Raw genomic sequence first — 18,919 nt, 5'->3', positions numbered from 1 at the left:
TCCCTCGAAGATTACCCGTGAAACAGTTCCAATTTTCGGATTACGGTAATGGATGAATGCGATTGGGGGAAAGATGACATTTTCGATATTGCGGCCGAGGGATTCAGATGATAAGCCCTAGCCTTGGCTGGATTGTTGTCGGATTTTTTTTGGCGTGGGTTATTTGGCGGGATGGTTTGTCTCGGGTGTGGATTCTGGACGCCCTGAATTACTGGAACCAAAAATCCTGTCCGGATGGTTCCGTTCAGCACGTGAGAATCGTGAGATACCTGCAAGAGGTTTACGGGTCCGGCTTGTTCGTGTCGGGAATCAACCGGCTATTGTTGGTTCTGGGTGTTGTTGGCACAGGACTGGTTGCGCTGTTTCTTGTACTGGTTGCCTGGCAGGAGATACAGGGTTTCCCTGTTCCGAAGTGGATTTGGCCTGTGTCGTGGGCATGCGTTGTGTGTTTTTCAGGGCCCATGCTGATATTGCAGGCGGGACGTTGGCGTACCCCTCTTGAACGGCGTCGAGAACTGGCCCGGAAACGCGTCTTCGGTGGTGAAGATGCTGCCCTGGCGTTCGCCAGGTCTCTGGAACCCATCCCACCGAAAGCGCAGGATGTTTCGTTATTTGCGTTTCCCTTTGGCGGTACCTGGTTAGCGCGGTTCGGACAGTCTGTCTTCTGGGTGTTATATACGATACTGATAGGAGCCTTCATTCATTTTGCATCCGTGGGGAGCCCTTCAGGTTTCTTCACGATAGTGGTTGTACTGGTCGCGTTGTGCTCCACACCCATTGCCATCATGGGTTTTTTCCTGGCCTTCGGGAACTGGCGAGTGGTTCCGGACATGAGCTATCCCATCGCCATCTTTCTGGAGGACCTGGGGAGATACAAGCTTTACCAACGCACGTAATGTTGGAGAGTTGTCTGGAACCCAACGGAACCGAACCATCGAAGTGGCCGAAACCACTGCCAACAGAAAGACATCCTCGTCATTCAATCAACTCATTCATGTGCGCCGGTGGAAACCATCGTCTCAAATCGTTATCCACCTGCAACCCGGATGCCCACAGGAAATGCTGCGCGGCCCCACGCTTTGCCCCCTTGCGCAGTTTTGCCGCACCATACAATACCGCCACACAGCCTACGGCCCCCACAAGAAACAGATGCGTGAACATGCCGACCATCAACAAGGTGACGGCGATGGCGAATTCCACCGGTTCCCAGAACAGAATGGGCACCACCTTGTCAGCATGTACCGGTATTTGCCGGGAAAATGCGTCGTCTGAATTACCGCTCGATTTTTGACCCATGTTTTTTATGGATACGGATACCTCTTCGGGCGAGGGCGTTTATCATCCGTCATTACGGCCCTCTATACACGCATTACCGAAAAAGTGAAATTAAAAAAGCCCGGGAAACCCGGGCTTCGGTAATGGTTCATCGATTAGATGAACGTAGCACCATTTCCGGCCAGGTTCTCCAGAATGGTGGGACCCCAGTGCAGGAATGCCGCGATGGCCACACCACCCAGCATCGGCAATGCAGAGTTCTTGGCTACACCGACACCGGCACCTACCAGGAACGCGGCAACCGCGATACCTACACCCAAACCGCTGTTCGCCCACGCCACCAGGGTGCCGGCGAAGCTGTTGAACGCATCAACGCTGTTGTTCGTCACCGCCAGGTTGGTGCTGTTGTACGTCTGCGCGGAAGCTACCGCCGGAACGGCCATGGCCGCCACGGGAGCGCTTCGCACCAGGAATTTCTTCAGATTACGCATGGTTTTTCTCCTTGTTTTTTGCGTACAATCACTCTCCGCGTCAGGATTCTTCAATGCGAGATGTGACTGGTAATTGCGTATACCGGATACGTAATATTAAGAAAATCGGCGGATTTATCCCGGATTGCCGGGAACACCCAACAACGTGTGGATGACGATTATCTGCGGGAAATTTCCGAAGAATAATTCCCCAACGCCCGGTTGACGGATGCGGTATCCGGTCTTGCAAAGTCCCCGGGGTTTTTCAGGTTGAACGCCTGGCTATCCTCGGCGTAATAGCCTTCGGATTTCAAGGTGTCCAGAATGGTATCCATCCCTCCCGGGGTTTGCATTTTCGCGTAAATGGACGCCTTTATTCCACGGATGTTCTTGCCATTCGGGAAATTCCCGTCATCCAGCGCCTTCAGCAAGGGCTTGGCTCCGGTGGCCCCGTCCGCAATGAATTTTTTCAAGGCGTATTTCAGGGTCACGGCGCCTTGCATTTCCCAATATTTCGAGGGGGACATGGGCGCACAGACATGGTAAGGCACCCGTATCCTTTGTCGGTGGCTGTTCATGGCCGGCGTGTATCTGACAACTTGATGCTCACACATGCGCATGCCCGGCACGTGGGTATATATGATGGCGGGAACGGCATGCACGTTCCACACATAAAAAGGCCGCGGGTCAATCGTTACCGTTGGTCGGGCATTCCGGTTCAAGGACAACAACGGTAAAATCTCGTGCTTCAGAAACCAGGTCAACGGATACGGCTTGTTCTTCAATACGCCACGAAAATCAATGATGGCTCCCGTATAGATGGCTTGCGCGGCATATTCCCGCAACATCTTCTTCGGCATGGACGATGACACCAGAATATACAATGTTCCCGTTCCACTGGTGGGTAACCCCAACTGCTTGAGCGCCTCATCCTTTTCTGCGTACAATGCATTCTGGGCAGTGCTGCGCGTGTGCGTGATGAATGTGCGCATCTGCGGCGAGATGGCCCCGGGAGCCCGGGCCGCTTTCAACCCCGCACGCGTCATCAAGTCGTATTTTCGATAAACCCTCTCAGGAACCTGATTCGGCGTAACGATATTCCCCAGATAAGCGTCGGGTTTCGGCGCTCTGGCCAGCTTCAGTATCTGCGTTGCTGTGGTGGCCGGAATACCCCGAGTCCCCGCGTGGGCCACATTTCCGCACAATAACAGGGCACACAGAAACGCCAACCCCCGGAACTCAATAGGTGATTTTCTCATCGAGTTTCCTGTCATGAATGATGGTCAACACCGCATAGAGCACCACCAGCACCACCAGGGACAATCCCACGTCATATTCCACATTCTTTATCGGATGCGTGACGACCGGATAGGCCGGGGCCGACGTGCGGGCCGTGACCTGCAAGGGTATCGGCAGGGAAGCCGCGTGTTTCAGTTGTGCGACGGTATAGGTCGGATATACCGGTTTCTTCAATACGAAGTGCCCCGTATTTTTCGCTATCTGCTGCCGCCGTACCTGTTTCAGCGTGTCCCCATTCAGCACCTCACGAAAAGTCAGGGATTGCGGGTACATGTCCGGAATGAACGCCGCCGGTGAGTGTACCGGATGAAATTTCAAAATAGGTGTATCAGTCAATGCCAAGGAAACCGCCTCTATGTGTTGGTGTCATACTTTCATTACCGGAAAATACAGATTCGACACGAATATCCAGTTTCCGGTAATCCTCTTTTCCGTCATGAAAAAGGATAAAAGATGTTGACACGACTGTTCACCCGAAAACCCACACCCGAGTCGGTAGATGTGCTGTTTCTGGATTTCGACGGGGTGTTGCATCCCATTTCCGGCATAGGACGCATGTTCTCGCAAAATGACCTTCTGTTGCCGTTATTCGAGGATAATCCCGATTTGCGCATCGTGGTGTCTTCGGACTGGCGATTCGGTTATTCCGATACGGAGCTGAGACACAAGCTGGGAGCGTTGCAATCGCATTTCGCAGGCAGTACCCCCACTATCGTTGATTTGGACAAAACACACTTTCCCGGAGACCCGCGTATTGCCTTCAGCCGACAACGCGAGATACTCTGGTATTTGCACGAAAATCCGGCTGTCCGGCAGTGGACGGCCGTGGATGATATCCCGGACCTGTTCGAACCGGATTTCTGTCAGGAACATGTCATCCTCACCGACCCGCATACCGGCATAACGGATACCGACGTGGAAAAAATACGCCACCATTTGCGCCGCACCCGGTAAATATTCCCCAATTTCCCCATTCCGGTAATCAGACGGAATCGTTATCGAAATAGGGGATGCCGGAGTGCAACACGTAACTGGGTATATCGTTGGGGTGGTGATATTCTACACGTGGTTATGGTTACATTTCAGAGAGCGGAAAATGGTGGGTTTTCCCGATGCCGCCCGGTACTGGCTGGGACGGAAAAGCAATGAATTACCCGACAGCGCGGAACATCGGGTGTTGCAATATCTTTCACAAGTCTATGATTCCGGTATTCCCTGGCCATGGGTGAACCGTACACTGGCTGTCCTGGGAGTAGGGGGATGTTTGACGGCCATCGTTCTGGAAGTCAATGGTCTTTGTACGCTGTATTTCACATCCTTTATTTCCCAGCCTTTGGTGGACTGGCTTGCCGGAATCATGCTGGTCGGCCTGTCTCTGCCTTTCGGCATATTGGTTTTCGGGAAATGGCGAAAACCCGTCGAGCAACGCCGACTCGGCGCGTTTCACAGAATCTTTGGGGATTTCAGTCAAGCAACCGCTGTAGCCGATGATTTGCGAATCCAGTATCCGAATGCGTCCGACAAACCCACCTTTTGGGCGTTTCCCATCCATCCGGACTACATCGCGATGGAAGCGGGAAAATCATTCCTATACGCCTATTGGGCGCTCGTACTATCATCCATGTACGTGGCCCATACCAAGTCCCGATTTGTGGAGACCCTGATTTTCGCATTGGCCCTATTCTTCGTGCCGGTTGTGCTGAATGGCGTACTGGCCGCATTCGATGGCTGGAATCAAAAACGGGAAAGACTCATGACCTATCCGGTATCCGTTTTTCTGCGGGACATCCGCATCGTCGATACCGAAAGAAAATACGCCCGCAGACATGAGGAACTCTCCAACAGACACAAGGAGCTTTCCCGCCACTGAACGGCATCCGTCGATTTGACGCTGAAATCGTCATTGCCAATCCTTTTAATGGTCTCCCAAGTCAAACAGAAAAATGGCCACAGGATATCGCATATTGGATACGATTTTCCAGTTTCCAAAAGCAATGAGAAATCCGCTGAGTGTGACAGGTATCAACAAAAACGTAACACCCAAAGCAACCATTTCGGCAATTCCCGTACGGTATACAAATCCCAAAAGTATCGCTTTTCCGGCATCGTGGATGTCCCTTTCCAGGCAAAAGCCGCCCGCCCCCACTCTGTAATGGTCACCATATCCTCTGTCCCCCGCAACCAAAATCGCAACAGAAAATACAGCAAAGGCGTACACCAGACAATCCATGGAAATTGACTCACTTTATAGCTCCCATGCCCATAAAGGCACCAATCCAATCTTATCGGGACCCGTTACTGGAATCCGAAAATTGGGTCGTTCCAGATGTACTTTCAGCAGGAGTACCGACATTATCCGACATTTTTCTTCGCGGAGGTGTTGGATGTTTCTTCTTATGATATCGGGATGTCCCCGAATCCGGGGTCAGCCCCATCATCCCCAAGTGTTTTCCCGCCGCGGACAGCTCCTCTTTCTTCTCGGGTTCCGGCTTGGGTGACAAATGTGTCGGCTCTCCGATGGTTTCCGGGTCGGCGTTGTTTGCTGTTTCTTTCTGCGAAGGAGTGTCCTGTTGCAACGCTTCGGCATCCTCCATGGCTTTCATGGGTTGCCCATTCTCGGCTTCCGATGCTTGCAGGAATTCCGTTGGGACGAAAATGTTCTTCGCATTGATGACTCTTCCAGAACTGTCATATAACGGACACAACGTCAGAATGGGAACCGGACATTCACCGTGTAACCGGTATTGTTCCTCCACTGGAATGTTGACAATCAGCACTCCGTTCAGATTGATGTTGCCACTACGGATGTTCCACAATGGTGGACGCGCTATCATCAAGGGTACCGGTCCATCGGATTCCGGACGCGTACCGGGTTCCGGCAGCGCCTCCACCAACCACCCCTGTACCCGCAACGCCTCGAACAACGCCTGTGTTACCGGAGACACCTCGCGAGGTTTGCGGGAAGACTCGATGGCCGCCGCAACATCTTCCGGAAGATGCTGGAGCACCGCTTCCCGCAAGGCCGGTTCCGAAATGTAAATCCGGCTCTTTCGACGCCATACCGACGCCTTGCGCCCCTTCGGCAACCCGGGCACATAAAAGGTGAGAGACTCCGTGATGGCATCCAGAAACGCCCGCGTCAAATACTCCGGCATATTTTCCGCATTGGCCGCGATAACCGCTTTCTTTTCCTCCGCCGTGGCTTCCCGGTCTGCCCCCTCCAACAATTCGTGCAACCGTACCAACCGCTGTGTCTGCTGAATGGGCAGCAAAGGCGCCTGACTGAACTTGTGACCATACCGCAACGCCAGAAGCGCCAGCAGCTTGTCCTCATCCGGCAATTTCCAGTACGACGGCAACCCGGAAAACAAACGCGCACTCCAGTCGTCATGCCATCCCACCCGTTTCCACGTGAACCCACCATCCGGCAAGTCCACCTTTTTCCAGGCGCGTATTTTCCCCATGTCGTGGGCCGCCGCCAATAACGGCAACAACGGGTCTCTCCCGGAAGAGGCCATCCACAAGGGTTCCAATACATGCAGCGTATGCTCCAAAAGGGAATCGGTGTGCCCCGGACCCACATATACCGTGCCCGCCGGATACGCCGAAAGCACCGACAACGTCTGCTCCAGCACCTCCCGATGCGCCTGCGGCAACTCCGCCGCCCGGTCACGGAAAGCTCCCCAGTCAAAATCCTGCTCCGGTTCCCGCATCTCCCAGACCGGCTTGGGGAGATACCCCAGGGTGACACGCATACCACGCCAGGGCGCATCCGCGTCCGCTCCACGTGCCGTCTGAACCCGCTTCCGCCAATGCCAGAGATGCGTCGCCTGATAGGCCACCACAAAAAGCACCAGGGAAACCAGCAACCAGGGCAGGGTCCAGTGATAAACGACATACCATAACCACGCTATCGCGTTCAGCGGGGTTACCAATACCGCCTTGTGCAACAGCAACTGGATGGTATGACCAATCCGGGCATCACTCACCCCCCAGTAAACAAACAGCAACGTGAACCATATCAACACAATCCGGATGAACGATTTCAACAATGCATCACGCAAGACGCAACTCCTCGTTCAGCCAGATACCGATATCCACCTCCCGATGAGTGGTTTCCCGCAAAATGTCCGTAATGGGGCAGGGGACTCCCCAACTGTGATATCCACCTTCCCGGTTTCCGGTAAAGGTCCGTTTCCAGAAGGATTTCTGGGTATACACGCTGCGTCGGTACCACTCCCGCAATTCCGGAAATGGTACCAGATACATTCGGGACTGGGGCAGTACCACATACGACAACCACTGCGCCTCGCTGGTATACAACCAACCCGGTTTCTCACGCTCTTCGTTGGCCACCAGTTCCAGATACAGATTGCCCGTATCCCAGGTGTCCGTCTTGACTTCCACGGAATCCAGACGCGTCACATTTTCCTGATGACGAATCCAGAAATAATCAATACCCCGAGGCTGATACCTTTTGTCATTTTCCACAGAACATACCGAAACGGATTCCGGTAAGGATTTCAGGTATTGACTTACAATACGGCTGCCATAATCACCCACCCTCCGGCAGTGAAGAAAATTATGTGGTGCCGCAGCGCGGTTAACGACTCTTCGCGGCAAATGTAGCCCCCGTTAACCGGTCCTTGGCGAAAACGACAATACTCCTGAACTGCCGTGGATAACTGTACGCCAGATAATTCAACTTGGCACGAATGAAGTCCCGGGCATGTCTTCGATTGCGCACGGGATTATTCATTTTGGTCCAAAATACCGTTTCATCGTCCTTTTTCCAGCGGCCATTTTTCAAATAGGCTTCCGGCTCCACTATCAATTCCAGGTCCAGGGAAAAACGCCCCTGAATGACCCCATCCTCGATGGCATCATCCAGAACCCGCAAATAATCCAATGCGGTTTCCGCAACCAGTTGGCTGTTCAACAAATCATAAGTGGTTTCCATTTTCATGAATTGCTGCGGAAAACCCGGGAACCATTCCCGAGCCAGGATAGCGCTGAATCCCGCTTCCCCAAATAGAGGCTATCTAATAGGAAATATTTCCTGACTCGATTACCGAAAAACCGAAATTCGCGGATATCAGGGGCGTAAACAACATTGTTGTGCATTCCAGATGAGATACGCTCCGGATTCATGCAATGGAAAATTCTCCGGCGGGAAATATCCCCACTCGATGGGGGGCATTCCGATATTGATGGGTAAACCGTAAGTCGGTAATGGATAAATGGGGTCCACCCGAAATTGAGATTTCATCCAAATGGGATTGGGTATGGAAAAACACTCGGCCCACGGGCCAATGGTATCCCACATGGCTCCCACCCGGGCTTCCATGAACAGAAAGTGCGACAACACCAGAGCATTCGCCTGCTGGTCGGATGAGGTCTGGTTCGCGTTCGCCGAGAACGGATACGGACTCCCCCAGGTACCGGCACACCAGAACAGGGCATCGATGGGAAACCCGAAGGAAGAGGAAAGCTGGTCCGGAATACAGGCCATCTGTAACGGGAAGGTGGAAAACAGACTGGCTTCCGGCGACATGAATATCGCCCAGATATCGTTCTGCCAAACCGGGTCCGGTTCCGTTACAAATGCCAGATTGTATCCTGTGGATGTGTTCAGACAGAGCAAACTGGAAACCAGATTCAGTATCTCGAATAACGGGTACACATACCAATGCACTTGCAGGGTTTCTTCGGAATTCGTGGTACTGCTGTGATTCGCATCCTCGGAATCCGCACCCATCTCGCTGATGAATGGGGCACCAAACACGTCTATTCCACCCAGAGTGGGCATGCAACCAGGAATTCGGACCACCTCGGCAATGTACAAGGGTTCCCAGAAAGTAATGCCAATACCCGGCAGCGGAATGAACGGCGGAAACGTCATCGGACAGATACAAATGGGCGGCTCGAACACCATCGGCGGATTCATGCCGCCAGGCGGCAACGAAATGCCCGCAATGGTGATGGGGAACAAATCCATCCAGTTGGTCATGAGCAACGGGTCGTAAAAGGTACCGGAACAAATCGGCCCCAAACCGGCCGCCTCAGCCTGTACCGGCATCACCGACAACATGGCGGCAAACATGAAAAACGCCGTATGCCGCCAGAAAATCTCGGCAGCCCTGCGTAGCGGGGTGAATAATCCGTTCAATGACATGCTGGATAACCTTTTATTGTTTATGGATGTTACCGAAATCTCCATATTCGGAATGCTCCACCTGTAACCGCACACGATTCAGGTGGAGATGGTGTATCCCGCTAATTTTTAATTTCCGGAAAACAGATTGGTCAGTGTCCCTGACTCCGGGCGGGAACCGTCCGAGGTGTGGAGCGGATGTGGTTTATCCGCGATGAAACACGAAACTCTCACCATAACCGTCTAAGGTTTGGCGGGAGTAGTTCATCGGAAGACCGATTTTAAGGACTGTAATCCGTCCCATGTGCCCGGTTGTATTTCTCCAGGGCTTTCTGCGCATAAATATCCGCACGGCCTCCCGTCAGAACCCGCCCTCGCTTGTGGACCGACCATATGGAAGGCTTCCCGGACAGCTTGTTGGGTGCCCGCGGCAATATTCGAACTTCTCCCTTGCCCATCAAACCAAACCACGCCGCATGCACTTCTTCCGGGGCATCCCGAACATGACGCAAGGCATCGGGACCAAAGTAGGTTACCGCCATGTCATAGCGATACTTCCCACTACCCACTCCCAGCAAGGCCGGAACCGCGTGAATCTGGAATCTTTGCAAAATCGTGGGGTACGCATAATACATGGGGCGCCCGATGGCACGGGCCTGCTTCGGAATATTCCCGCCCAGGGCCACAGGCATCACGAAATACGGATAAGCCCGCAACACCGCTTTCATGAACGCCACCTGCCGCGGCTTGTCTTCATTGAAGAACAGCATCCGTGTTACCGGCTCCAGCCCGCGACGCAAAGGGTTGACGTGCGTGCCCTTCGGATAGAGCACCTCCCAATGATACCCTGAGTACGTATCCACCGGAGCACGAATACTACGCTGCAAAATCACTCCGGGACTGAAGTAATCCGTATGCGTTTTTTTCGCATCCGGCAATACCTGTTGTGGAAAATGCTTGACATCCCACTCCGTTTTCCGCTTCAGCTTCTCATCGATGGACTTCCAATCCGCTTTTGCGGCTTTCTGAATGACCATCTTCAGAAAAGACTCCTCCACGATGGGAAACGTCTTGGAACGTACCCCCAAATCATGTGCCAGAGCGCCCGATGAAAACCCAACCAGCAATAAACCCAAGAAACACGGCTTCCACATGAGGCTATCTCGTCAGGTTGACGGAGAACGACAACCGTCGGGCCGACCTGTCCAGCCGGACGACAATGAATGGCTGCCGGGACAACTTGTGAATCACCAGCGCCGCCGGAACCGTCCGATGCCAAGGCATTCCCATGTCATGAAGCGCTATCGCAGGCCCATCCACATGGACTCCATATCCCGTGACCCGATGAATCTGGGCCGCCACATCCCGCAAATCTCCGGGATGCAACAACATGACTTTCCACAATGCCCGAGTGTTCAATACCGTCCGATAAATATTCTCCGGAACATTCCCGGACGCGGGAGTCGCAGCGGTTTTCACCGGTGGCACCTTTATCGGTAAATGGGAAACTGGGGATTCGGGGGCCATCGACCTTGTCGGAACCATGCGCAATAAAACACTGCGCGGGGAGATTCTCGTGATGACAACCTTGTCCTCCCGCAAATCCGGTAAACAATGTTGTGGACTCACCCCTACCGGGCAATGCACGTGCGCCGGAACTCCCGCACCACGATACTGTACGCGACTCCCCCAGGACTTCAGAAAATCCGCCGCCACTTTGGCACGCTTTTCCGACAGTTTCAGGTTGTAACTTCTACTGCCCGGGGGTGACGCATAGCCTGTTACCCGGTAATGGGCTATGGGCAAGTCAAACAGCTTTATCTTGTCCCGGTCCGTCAGCTTCCATCGGTTGAACCCGAAATGAATGCTGGCCACCGGTTTGGAAACCCGCATTGCCGGCAGGGTTACCCGCATTGTCCGAGCATTCACACGATGCATGGGGATGGATACCAGTTTCCCCTTCGGCAGCCGCGTCACAGGCAAACCCGGAATCTCATAATCCCGGGATGCGGCAACCGCAACCCCTGTCAACATGTGCGCCGGAATTTCCATGGTCTGTGGCGTAAAAAGCATCGGTTCTCCATTCCTTGTTTTTATCGAGATTACCGAAAACCAAAAATTGGATTTCGGTAACTCCCCTGCGGCAATGTCGCCGCGTGTTGAAAAGGGGAAAACCATGTGTTTGATTCTCAGTACGAACAAGCCGGGCCGTATTCAGGACGTCGTGATTCGTAATGTCCTGGAAAACAATCCGGATGGAGTGGGGGCCCTGTGGTATGACACCGACGGTATACTTCAGGCCAAAAAACGCCTGACGAGCGATGCGGATGAGGGGCTGGATTTCTACCGGAAATGTGCTCGTGAAGCGGAGTCCGCCAAGTCCCAACTGGCGGTGCATTTTCGCAAGCGGACGACCGGCGGGGTCACCCTGGACAACGTGCAGCCGGTAAAAGCCGGTCGTCTCATGATGATGCACAACGGAACAATCGAGGGCTTTCGCCCGAAAGAAGCGGAACTGGATTCCGATTCCGTCATCGCGGGCCGATTCATCGGCAATTTCGAGGCGGAGCTGGGCACCCGGGCCATAACTTCGCAACCCTTCATCCAGTTGCTGGGAATGGCCGCGTCCGGTTCCCGTATCCTGCTGGCACAGCCCGAAAGGAGTCCATTCATTCTGGTGAATCCGGGATTGTGGACGTTCATTTCCGGTCACGCCTTTTCCAACCTGTATGCGTGGAATTCCTTTGCACTGACCCGTGGTCGGTATGGCACCAAGGAATCCGAAGAACGCCTGGCAAGGAGGAACAGGGCCCTCAACAGGTTCTAAAACGATTACAGCCCCGCATTGCGGGGCTTTCTTTGGTCAAAAAAAACCCCCGCCGAAGCGGGGTTCGCCAAAATCACATCATACAGGTGTCATAATACTCCTCCGCGAAAAACTCGATATCGTCCAACAACAGAACCCTGGCCTCCACCCTGTCCGCCTCAGCCAACTCCAGCAGTCGTGATAACCGCAGACTGGGAAAAGGCACCTCACTCAACGTCTCCAACGCCTCATCCGGAGATTGCCGGAAAATGTTGACTACCGTCTCCAACGACATACCACTGGAATAGTTGTCCCTTGTGGCAGACTTACCGTAACCATACCCGCTGTAACTGCCATAACGGGAATCCAGATAATCGTTGGCCCGCTTCGTCAAGGGGTAATTCGTCGTCGTGGGATACGTCTTTCGTTTGGGATAATCCCAGGCATAGGTATTGGAAAACCAGTGTCCCTCATACATCAACCCGGAATCCCGATTGACCACCCGGAAATCCTTGTCCGGGTTGATGGGAATCCCGAACACCAGCTTGTTGCCGGAACCTATATCCGTTCCCAACAAGGCCAGAAAAGCCGAGTTGGATACCAAACCTACCCCGCCATCAACCAGAATACTCTCCACCATCCGCGCATATTCGTAGGTGTCGGACCTGGCATCATCCGCCTGGGCAACACCCCCGGACACGGACAGCGAAAAATCCTTTTCGCCATATCCAGAGAGAATGCCGTTGTGCATCATCTGCACCGTATCATTTCCCACCTCGATGGGATAAGGGTGGCACATCTCCAGGTTGATGGCACCGTGGGTGGCCATCCGCCAGTGGACAGCCAGCTCGGAACCGGCCGCTTCCGCTTGTCGGCAAATTTTCCGCCATTCCGGCCACCACTTCTTGAGTGGCGTGGACATCCACTTTCGGGTCTGCAATTTCCCGACCTCATCGTACCACATGACACCTACCCCATCCGCATTGCGTCGTGCCGCAGACTGCACAACCGTTTTCGTGATTTTGGATGGTTTGTCGCTCACGATAATGAGACACATGATGTTCTCTCCCATAAAACACACGGCGACATTGCCGCAGGGGAGTTACCGGAGAGTGGAAATTGGCACTAAAAAAACCCCGCCGAAGCGGGGTTTGCCATCCTACCTGCGACGGGTACGAGTCACTCGACGCGGTACGGCACGAATCTCGTCGTCCGTGAGCAGCAACTCGTCCACGAAGGGCAGCCAAAGCTGTCCATCATCCCGTATCGCCAGTTCCGTCAGGAATCCCTCACGAACCAGCAGTTTGTGGAAGTACGGAAACCGCAATTTCTGGGCAGCTACCCACGCGAAGAAATTATCGCGGGTACAGGCCATCGCCTCGGGATAAATCAAAACTTCAGGGTCTCTCTCGTCAGATATGCAATCCGCAATCGATGGATTCGCCGCGAATCCCGTAACGGCCCAGACAAATTCGAAGCGCTCCATGAATTCCGCGTAATTGCGCGGGGATGCCATCATGCGAAACTCCAGCGTTCCACGACGCGCTGGATTCAACACACGGTACCGGTTATACAGCCCGGTAGAGTTGATGGTGGGTTTGGATGCCAATCTGTTCCTGGCAATCGTGGTTGACAATCCCTCCAGATAGCTCCCCGTGAGCGAACGTGCATACATTGTAGGTCCGCGGCCCACCAATTGCGGGAAAATCTCCTGCAACTGAAAAACCAGCGCAAATATCCGCCATTGCGCCAAGAGTGACAATCCCGCGCGACCCACATGAACGTGCATCCCGCACTTGTCCCACAACCGGTCTTCCTGGCTGTTGAACTGCGGAATCGTCTGGAGATTTTCCCAAAGACGGTTCCAGCCGAAAGTATGCAGATGATACCTCTCGGTGGCCGCCTGACTGACGACCTCGACCCCTGCTAACGGTAACGAACCATCCCGCTTGCAATACCATAATTCGTCACGGGATTCATCCGCTTCTCCCACAGCCTGGAGAATGGATTCCTGTGAGGGACCGGGAAACTCCAGCTCCACTCCGTAAAAGAGCGAGCGCCGAGACGATTCCACCACCTCCCGTATCCGGGCCCCTGTTTTCTCGGCCACAAACCGAGAAATCCATCCCCCTCTCCGTACCCAGTACTTCTTCAGGCTGGGCTTTACGGAGTAATTGAGTAACTCCTTCATCGTACCTCTCCCTCGAACACACGGCGACATTGCCGCAAGGGAGTTACCGAAATCTCCATATTCGGAACGCTCCACCTGTAACCGCACACGATTCAGGTGGAGATGGTGTATCCCGCTAATTTTTAATTTCCGGTAAACAGGACATGTTCCATCGAAAGGTTACGGAAAAAAGAAAATTGAAACCGCCCGGAGTGGGTTAGTGCGACAATGTTGCCAATAGGGTGCGAAACCGTTTCTGCATGCCGCGACTCAAATATCCGAAATGTTGGGTTTCCCGTTCCAGAAAATATTCCGTAGCCGCAAGATACCGCGCCGTGTTCTCCGATGATTCCTTGAGTATCGCGAGAGCCACAGAATCCTCGTCCGTACCGAAACGCTCCGGATAAAGAATGCTGTTCATCGACTCCGACAACTTCGGTAACGATACCCGCACAAAAACACGTAGGCGCAAGTCAATGTAATCCGTATCGCCAGACTGGAACAACGACAAGGGCGGAACGATACGGCCATGCTTCCGGGTCAAATTCGCCAGGATTTCCGGCCCCTGCCCGCGATGGCGCAGCAACTCGCGATAGGCCACATGAACACCCAGGCCCGTATATTCCATCAGATAGGACAGCCACCACCGACGTTGGCACAGATTGGCCAGATTGGTCATGTAATGCACCTCGATGGGACCCATTACCGGCTGGCTGGCCAGAATCTCCGCCCAGCCGTTTTCCAAACCCACCAACATTACCCGTACCGACAGCGTTCTTTTATTTTGAGACATGCTATTCTCCTCACACACGGCGAAACAGCCGAATGACCGTCTTACCGGAATTGGGAGATTAGACAAAACCCGATAATTCCGCCTTCAAGTATCCCGGCCAATCCCCCCAATGGGACTCCAGACGATTCAACAACCAGTTTCCCGACTCACGAAACATCAGGGGGCGTCCAGTAATCAAACCATTTCCGTATGGCGAGGGGACCTCCATTTTTTGATGATTTTCGGTCATGCGAAAAAAACAAACCCGCAACCGTGCATCGTTCGACTGAAAACTCAATACATTGTCATGGCTGGAAATAATGAGCGGAATACCATTCCTTTGGGCCTCACTTCGCATTTGCCGTTGTTTTCCATTAAACTTGCGGACAAATTCCTCATCGGAATCCGTCATGAAGCAATTAACCACCGTTCCCCCTCGGGGATACCCCAGCCAGAACGACAATACCGAGTACAAATCGTAGTGTCCATTCTCGTCGATACATCGCACCAGATTTGCCCCTTCCTCCTCATCATCCCAGTCCAGAGCATACAGTAATCTGTCCAGCACCTGCGCTTCCGTATTTCCCTGGCGTCTGCAAATCGGCACAAAATGACGCGCAATGGTGAGTATGACACTCGTCGCACACTCGAAACCATCTTGCAAGAACTGTTCCCAACACTTTTTGACAATACCTTTATCCAAAGGTTTTCCTTTTCTTGCCGGTTATGAAACCCCGTCAAAACAATTTGCGTACCAAGTCCTCACCCACGCCAAATCCGGCACCATACTCCACCGCACGCTCCATGGTAGCCAAAAATCCGCCACCACCCACAGAAAATCCCCGGGGACCGAAATTACTCCGATGAGACTGATGGATTTCCGTTAAAAGACGTCCCACCGTATTACGTTCGTCCTGTAACAGCGACACAATATCCCGCAAGGAATACTCGATGTCCTTTACGTCGTCGGACTCGCTTCTGCGAACATTCCTTATCAATGTTCGTAACGCGGATTCCGTACTTTCCATCTGTTGCTGCAATTGCTGGAATTCATTGTCCACTTGTGCATTATACATGTTGCTACTCCTTGTCTGTATGTCAACCACTTTACTGAAATTCGCAATTTCAGTTTTTCGGTAAACCACACGCGGCAATATCGCCGTGTGTTTATCAGAGAGGTGAACCATGTATATTCCAGAAAGAGTACTGCCACAGGGCAGCGCAGAGTGGCTGGAATGGCGAAAACAGGGTGTCGGTGGGAGCGAGATATACAGTCTGGCCTGTTATGCCGATATTTTCTCGGACTTTCTCGGGGAAACGCGATTGCGTGTCATCAAGCCGAGAAAAACGCCGCCCGCGTGGGCCGCAACGCCCATTCAGCTATATCGGGAACATTTCGGTATACGAAAACGGCAGATTCCCGCATTCCAGGCAGAACGAGGACATCGTCTGGAGCCCATTGCCCGGGAACTGGCCGCGGAGACCCTGGGTGTTCCACTGGAACAAGCCTGTGTCTATCCGGACAATCGTCCCGCGTGCAGGGTAAGCCTCGATGGTTACCATCCGGAAACCGGACACCTCATCGAGGTAAAGGCCCCCATGAATCCCTGGGAATCCTGTCCAGAATATGTCATCTGGCAAACGGCCTATCAGGCGGAAGTCCTACGGCAAGCCGGATATTCCGTAACGGATATCCTGATTCTGGAAATAGGGGATGACGCAAACGGAGAATTATCCGTGCGTAACTGGGATATCGAGGATACCGACAGACATCAAATCCTGGGGAAAGGTCTGTTGGACCTGGGAGAGATGTTTTATAATCGATATCTGGCCACAGCAACACCGCCACCCTATACCCGCCAGGAACTGTTCCTGATAGAACAGGACGAGACCCTCCTGGAGCTGGCAGTGCAATGGGAAGAACTCAAAAATGAAGAAGATAGCCTGAAACGCCGATTGACGGAACTGAGGGAACGAATCCTGACGTATGCCAACACGCACTGTCATGGGCAACCCGGCATCGAAGGGTATGGACTCTCCGTACGGTTCTCGGAAACGAGTACGCGTACGGATTACCGGGCGGCATTGGAAGCCCTGGCCCCTCATGCGGAATTATCGGCCTTTCAACGGGTTTCCAACACGTCGGCCACCATTCGCCTATCGACGGTCAACAGACCAGTAAACGTACGCGATTCCTCCGACGGCATGACGTTTTCCAGCACGTCGGGGTGGACCAGTTATTGAACGCTTACCCCGGCTGGTCCGGGGTTTTTCTGTCCGTGGCGGTAGCCTGAATATCCGGCACCCAGACGGCTTCCCACAAAGCCCACGAAAGGGCAACGAGCCATCCTATAATCGTCCATCCCAGAATAATATTGAATGCAGCTATCCATCCGGCATGCGGGACCCGCAAGGCATACGCCAGCCACGTCGGCACCGTGTAAAAGAACAGAATGACCACGAAACCCATGGCCACGAACACCACGCTCCCCGATGGCGTGGACGTTAACCAGTGAAACGAACCCAATACGACGCACCCCCTGATTCATGGATATTACCGCGAATTACCGAAATCTCCATATTCGGAACGCTCCACCTGTAACCGCACACGATTCAGGTGGAGATGGTGTATCCCGCTAATTTTTAATTTCCGGTAAACAGGACATGTTCCATCGAAAGGTTACGTACCGATTATATCCCAGCGCCGGGCAAGCGGAACGCTTGCAAGAGATGCTCGGACTGCATCAGCGTCTCTATAATACGGCGCTGGAAGAACGTATCCGTACCTATCAGCATACCGGCAAGGGTCTCACCTTTGCGCAGCAGTGCCGTCATCTCACGCAATGGCGCAAGGCCGTACCCGCCTTGGCCGGTATGCATTCCCAATCGGAACAGGTCACCCTCAAGCGCGTACATCTCGCCTTCCAGCATTTCTTCCGACGGGTCCGTAACGGCGAAACCCCCGGCTTCCCGCGCTTCAAGTCTCCGCGCCGTTACCCCGGATGGGGATATACCACCAGCGGTTGGAAACTGGCCCACGGAGATAATCAGCAACACGGGAAACTCACCCTGCATTCCGTGGGCGATATCCCCATCCGGGGTAAACCGCGTACTCCCGGCATTCCCAAGACCTGCGAGATTCTCCACAAGGCCGGGAAATGGTACGCCTCCGTGACGCTCGCCGTGGAACATATCCACCGGGAACGCGGCACGGAGATGGGTGCCTTCGACTGGGGACTCACCGACTACCTCACCCTCGCCACGCCGCAGGGCACGGAAACCGTCGCGAACCCGCGCCATCTGCGCCGCCAGCTTGCCGAGTTGCAGCGACTCGGGCGAGACGTGTCCCGCAAGATACGCACGGCGCAGCGCCTGAGCGGAAGGACACGCGGTTATCCGGTATCCGTGAGCTTGCGCCGGGCGCTGGGACACCTGGCGCGGTTGCACGGGAAAATCGCCCGCCAACGCCAGGATTTCCTGCATCAGACGAGTGCGTGGCTGATAGCGCGATTCGGGGCCTTGGCGACGGAGGCGTTGGCGGTGAAGGATATGGTGCGCCGGGGTGGAACCCGGAAGAAAGGATTGAATCGAGAGATTCACGCTGCCGCGCCGGCGGCGCTTCTCGGTCATATCAGGAATAAAGCGGCGGAGGCTGGTTCCTGGTACGAGGAAGCGCCGACGCGGGAGTTGAAGCCGTCGCAGCGGTGTCACGCGTGCGGGACCCTGCCGGAGGCGCGGAAAACGCTGTCGGACAGGACGCACCAGTGCCCGCACTGTGGGGAAACGTGTGGTCGTGATGAAAACGCGGCACGGGTGCTCCTGCGATGGCTGGAAAACAGATTGGTCAGTGTCCCTGACTCCGGGCGGGAACCGCCCGAGGTGTGGAGCGGATGTGGTTTATCCGCGATGAAACACGAAACTCTCGCCATAACCGTCTAAGGTTTGGCGGGAGTAGTTCATCGGAAAATAATGA

At 53.9% G+C, this 18,919-nt stretch carries 23 protein-coding genes; 6 read left to right on the top strand and 17 right to left on the bottom strand.

Annotated features, from left to right (window positions below; translation table 11 throughout):
* Positions 1–461 precede the first annotated feature (461 nt).
* Positions 462–896 (top strand): hypothetical protein, encoded by a 435-nt coding sequence (locus tag ACJU26_RS09045; protein WP_414039363.1) that lies wholly within the window; start codon positions 462–464, stop codon positions 894–896.
* Between the two features lie 79 nt (positions 897–975).
* On the opposite strand, the gene ACJU26_RS09040 is transcribed toward ACJU26_RS09045, so the two are convergent.
* The 4 genes from ACJU26_RS09040 to ACJU26_RS09025 all read right to left on the bottom strand — a co-directional run bounded on the left by ACJU26_RS09040 (position 976) and on the right by ACJU26_RS09025 (position 3,386).
* Positions 976–1,296, bottom strand: coding sequence for a type IV conjugative transfer system protein TraL (locus ACJU26_RS09040; RefSeq protein WP_414039362.1), 321 nt, complete (start codon positions 1,294–1,296; stop codon positions 976–978).
* A gap of 134 nt (positions 1,297–1,430) precedes the next feature.
* Positions 1,431–1,766: a hypothetical protein gene (locus tag ACJU26_RS09035; protein ID WP_414039361.1), complete on the bottom strand. Its 336-nt coding sequence runs from the start codon at positions 1,764–1,766 to the stop codon at positions 1,431–1,433.
* 158 nt (positions 1,767–1,924) lie between these two features.
* A complete protein-coding gene (locus tag ACJU26_RS09030) occupies positions 1,925–3,004 on the bottom strand; it encodes a TrbC family F-type conjugative pilus assembly protein (protein ID WP_414039360.1) in 1,080 nt (359 codons plus the stop codon).
* Positions 2,985–3,386: a hypothetical protein gene (locus ACJU26_RS09025; RefSeq protein ID WP_414039359.1), complete on the bottom strand. Its 402-nt coding sequence runs from the start codon at positions 3,384–3,386 to the stop codon at positions 2,985–2,987. The genes ACJU26_RS09030 and ACJU26_RS09025 overlap by 20 nt, the downstream gene beginning before the upstream one ends.
* 111 nt (positions 3,387–3,497) lie before the next feature.
* On the opposite strand from ACJU26_RS09025, the gene ACJU26_RS09020 reads away from it, so the two are divergent.
* A complete protein-coding gene (locus tag ACJU26_RS09020; RefSeq protein WP_414039358.1) occupies positions 3,498–3,998 on the top strand; it encodes an HAD domain-containing protein in 501 nt (166 codons plus the stop codon).
* A gap of 64 nt (positions 3,999–4,062) precedes the next feature.
* Positions 4,063–4,914 (top strand): hypothetical protein, encoded by an 852-nt coding sequence (locus tag ACJU26_RS09015; protein ID WP_414039357.1) that lies wholly within the window; start codon positions 4,063–4,065, stop codon positions 4,912–4,914.
* A 45-nt stretch (positions 4,915–4,959) separates the two neighbouring features.
* On the opposite strand, the gene ACJU26_RS09010 is transcribed toward ACJU26_RS09015, so the two are convergent.
* The 7 genes from ACJU26_RS09010 to ACJU26_RS08980 all read right to left on the bottom strand — a co-directional run bounded on the left by ACJU26_RS09010 (position 4,960) and on the right by ACJU26_RS08980 (position 11,271).
* Entirely contained in the window at positions 4,960–5,274 is a 315-nt protein-coding gene (locus ACJU26_RS09010) for a hypothetical protein (RefSeq protein WP_414039356.1), read from the bottom strand.
* A gap of 52 nt (positions 5,275–5,326) precedes the next feature.
* A complete protein-coding gene (locus ACJU26_RS09005) occupies positions 5,327–7,108 on the bottom strand; it encodes a hypothetical protein (RefSeq protein ID WP_414039355.1) in 1,782 nt (593 codons plus the stop codon).
* Positions 7,101–7,535, bottom strand: coding sequence for a hypothetical protein (locus tag ACJU26_RS09000; protein ID WP_414039354.1), 435 nt, complete (start codon positions 7,533–7,535; stop codon positions 7,101–7,103). Before ACJU26_RS09000 ends, ACJU26_RS09005 begins: the two co-directional genes overlap by 8 nt.
* 112 nt (positions 7,536–7,647) lie before the next feature.
* Entirely contained in the window at positions 7,648–8,010 is a 363-nt protein-coding gene (locus tag ACJU26_RS08995) for a hypothetical protein (RefSeq protein ID WP_414039353.1), read from the bottom strand.
* A gap of 129 nt (positions 8,011–8,139) precedes the next feature.
* On the bottom strand, positions 8,140–9,219 hold the full coding sequence (locus ACJU26_RS08990) for a TraU family protein (protein WP_414039352.1): 1,080 nt from the start codon (positions 9,217–9,219) through the stop codon (positions 8,140–8,142).
* A gap of 260 nt (positions 9,220–9,479) precedes the next feature.
* Complete coding sequence (locus ACJU26_RS08985; RefSeq protein ID WP_414039351.1) at positions 9,480–10,235, bottom strand: hypothetical protein; 756 nt, start codon at positions 10,233–10,235, stop codon at positions 9,480–9,482.
* Between the two features lie 121 nt (positions 10,236–10,356).
* Positions 10,357–11,271, bottom strand: a complete 915-nt coding sequence (locus tag ACJU26_RS08980; RefSeq protein ID WP_414039350.1) for an OmpA family protein — start codon at positions 11,269–11,271, stop codon at positions 10,357–10,359.
* A gap of 103 nt (positions 11,272–11,374) precedes the next feature.
* Between ACJU26_RS08980 and ACJU26_RS08975 the strand changes: the two genes are divergently transcribed.
* Positions 11,375–12,025, top strand: coding sequence for a hypothetical protein (locus tag ACJU26_RS08975; protein WP_414039349.1), 651 nt, complete (start codon positions 11,375–11,377; stop codon positions 12,023–12,025).
* 73 nt (positions 12,026–12,098) lie between these two features.
* Here ACJU26_RS08975 and ACJU26_RS08970 read toward each other — a convergent pair whose 3' ends face one another.
* The 5 genes from ACJU26_RS08970 to ACJU26_RS08950 all read right to left on the bottom strand — a co-directional run bounded on the left by ACJU26_RS08970 (position 12,099) and on the right by ACJU26_RS08950 (position 16,022).
* Positions 12,099–13,061 carry a class II glutamine amidotransferase gene (locus tag ACJU26_RS08970; protein WP_414039348.1) on the bottom strand — a complete coding sequence of 321 codons (963 nt, stop codon included), beginning with the start codon at positions 13,059–13,061 and terminating at the stop codon, positions 12,099–12,101.
* Positions 13,062–13,163: 102 nt separating this feature from the next.
* On the bottom strand, positions 13,164–14,195 hold the full coding sequence (locus ACJU26_RS08965; RefSeq protein ID WP_414039347.1) for a hypothetical protein: 1,032 nt from the start codon (positions 14,193–14,195) through the stop codon (positions 13,164–13,166).
* A gap of 196 nt (positions 14,196–14,391) precedes the next feature.
* Positions 14,392–14,967 (bottom strand): hypothetical protein, encoded by a 576-nt coding sequence (locus ACJU26_RS08960; RefSeq protein ID WP_414039346.1) that lies wholly within the window; start codon positions 14,965–14,967, stop codon positions 14,392–14,394.
* Between the two features lie 58 nt (positions 14,968–15,025).
* Positions 15,026–15,649, bottom strand: a complete 624-nt coding sequence (locus ACJU26_RS08955) for a hypothetical protein (protein ID WP_414039345.1) — start codon at positions 15,647–15,649, stop codon at positions 15,026–15,028.
* A 34-nt stretch (positions 15,650–15,683) separates the two neighbouring features.
* Positions 15,684–16,022 carry a hypothetical protein gene (locus tag ACJU26_RS08950; protein ID WP_414039344.1) on the bottom strand — a complete coding sequence of 113 codons (339 nt, stop codon included), beginning with the start codon at positions 16,020–16,022 and terminating at the stop codon, positions 15,684–15,686.
* 109 nt (positions 16,023–16,131) lie between these two features.
* Here ACJU26_RS08950 and ACJU26_RS08945 point away from each other — a divergent pair, with 109 nt between their 5' ends.
* Positions 16,132–17,190, top strand: coding sequence for a YqaJ viral recombinase family protein (locus tag ACJU26_RS08945; RefSeq protein WP_414039343.1), 1,059 nt, complete (start codon positions 16,132–16,134; stop codon positions 17,188–17,190).
* Between the two features lie 4 nt (positions 17,191–17,194).
* Here ACJU26_RS08945 and ACJU26_RS08940 read toward each other — a convergent pair whose 3' ends face one another.
* Positions 17,195–17,416 (bottom strand): superinfection immunity protein, encoded by a 222-nt coding sequence (locus ACJU26_RS08940; RefSeq protein ID WP_414041960.1) that lies wholly within the window; start codon positions 17,414–17,416, stop codon positions 17,195–17,197.
* 194 nt (positions 17,417–17,610) lie between these two features.
* Here ACJU26_RS08940 and ACJU26_RS08935 point away from each other — a divergent pair, with 194 nt between their 5' ends.
* On the top strand, positions 17,611–18,885 hold the full coding sequence (locus ACJU26_RS08935) for an RNA-guided endonuclease InsQ/TnpB family protein (RefSeq protein ID WP_414039342.1): 1,275 nt from the start codon (positions 17,611–17,613) through the stop codon (positions 18,883–18,885).
* The last annotated feature ends 34 nt before the right edge of the window (positions 18,886–18,919 follow it).

The sequence above is a fragment of the Acidithiobacillus sp. M4-SHS-6 genome, assembly GCF_047421495.1.
Taxonomy (GTDB): domain Bacteria; phylum Pseudomonadota; class Gammaproteobacteria; order Acidithiobacillales; family Acidithiobacillaceae; genus Acidithiobacillus.
The sequence above is the reverse complement of the archived record's forward strand: the minus strand, read 5'-3'. Positions and strand labels throughout refer to the sequence as shown.

Bases quoted from the DNA above. Each gene is read 5' to 3' on its own strand.
- ACJU26_RS09035 (WP_414039361.1), bottom strand. From the start codon at position 1,766: ATGCGTAATCTGAAGAAATTCCTGGTGCGAAGCGCTCCCGTGGCGGCC.
- ACJU26_RS08975 (WP_414039349.1), top strand. From the start codon at position 11,375: ATGTGTTTGATTCTCAGTACGAACAAGCCGGGCCGTATTCAGGACGTC.
- ACJU26_RS09010 (WP_414039356.1), bottom strand. From the start codon at position 5,274: ATGGATTGTCTGGTGTACGCCTTTGCTGTATTTTCTGTTGCGATTTTG.
- ACJU26_RS08935 (WP_414039342.1), top strand. From the start codon at position 17,611: ATGTTCCATCGAAAGGTTACGTACCGATTATATCCCAGCGCCGGGCAA.
- ACJU26_RS08980 (WP_414039350.1), bottom strand. From the start codon at position 11,271: ATGCTTTTTACGCCACAGACCATGGAAATTCCGGCGCACATGTTGACA.
- ACJU26_RS09040 (WP_414039362.1), bottom strand. From the start codon at position 1,296: ATGGGTCAAAAATCGAGCGGTAATTCAGACGACGCATTTTCCCGGCAA.
- ACJU26_RS08945 (WP_414039343.1), top strand. From the start codon at position 16,132: ATGTATATTCCAGAAAGAGTACTGCCACAGGGCAGCGCAGAGTGGCTG.
- ACJU26_RS08995 (WP_414039353.1), bottom strand. From the start codon at position 8,010: ATGAAAATGGAAACCACTTATGATTTGTTGAACAGCCAACTGGTTGCG.
- ACJU26_RS08985 (WP_414039351.1), bottom strand. From the start codon at position 10,235: ATGGTCATTCAGAAAGCCGCAAAAGCGGATTGGAAGTCCATCGATGAG.
- ACJU26_RS09030 (WP_414039360.1), bottom strand. From the start codon at position 3,004: ATGAGAAAATCACCTATTGAGTTCCGGGGGTTGGCGTTTCTGTGTGCC.
- ACJU26_RS08960 (WP_414039346.1), bottom strand. From the start codon at position 14,967: ATGTCTCAAAATAAAAGAACGCTGTCGGTACGGGTAATGTTGGTGGGT.
- ACJU26_RS08940 (WP_414041960.1), bottom strand. From the start codon at position 17,416: ATGGGTTTCGTGGTCATTCTGTTCTTTTACACGGTGCCGACGTGGCTG.
- ACJU26_RS08970 (WP_414039348.1), bottom strand. From the start codon at position 13,061: ATGTGTCTCATTATCGTGAGCGACAAACCATCCAAAATCACGAAAACG.
- ACJU26_RS08965 (WP_414039347.1), bottom strand. From the start codon at position 14,195: ATGAAGGAGTTACTCAATTACTCCGTAAAGCCCAGCCTGAAGAAGTAC.
- ACJU26_RS08950 (WP_414039344.1), bottom strand. From the start codon at position 16,022: ATGTATAATGCACAAGTGGACAATGAATTCCAGCAATTGCAGCAACAG.
- ACJU26_RS08990 (WP_414039352.1), bottom strand. From the start codon at position 9,219: ATGTCATTGAACGGATTATTCACCCCGCTACGCAGGGCTGCCGAGATT.
- ACJU26_RS09045 (WP_414039363.1), top strand. From the start codon at position 462: ATGCTGATATTGCAGGCGGGACGTTGGCGTACCCCTCTTGAACGGCGT.
- ACJU26_RS09020 (WP_414039358.1), top strand. From the start codon at position 3,498: ATGTTGACACGACTGTTCACCCGAAAACCCACACCCGAGTCGGTAGAT.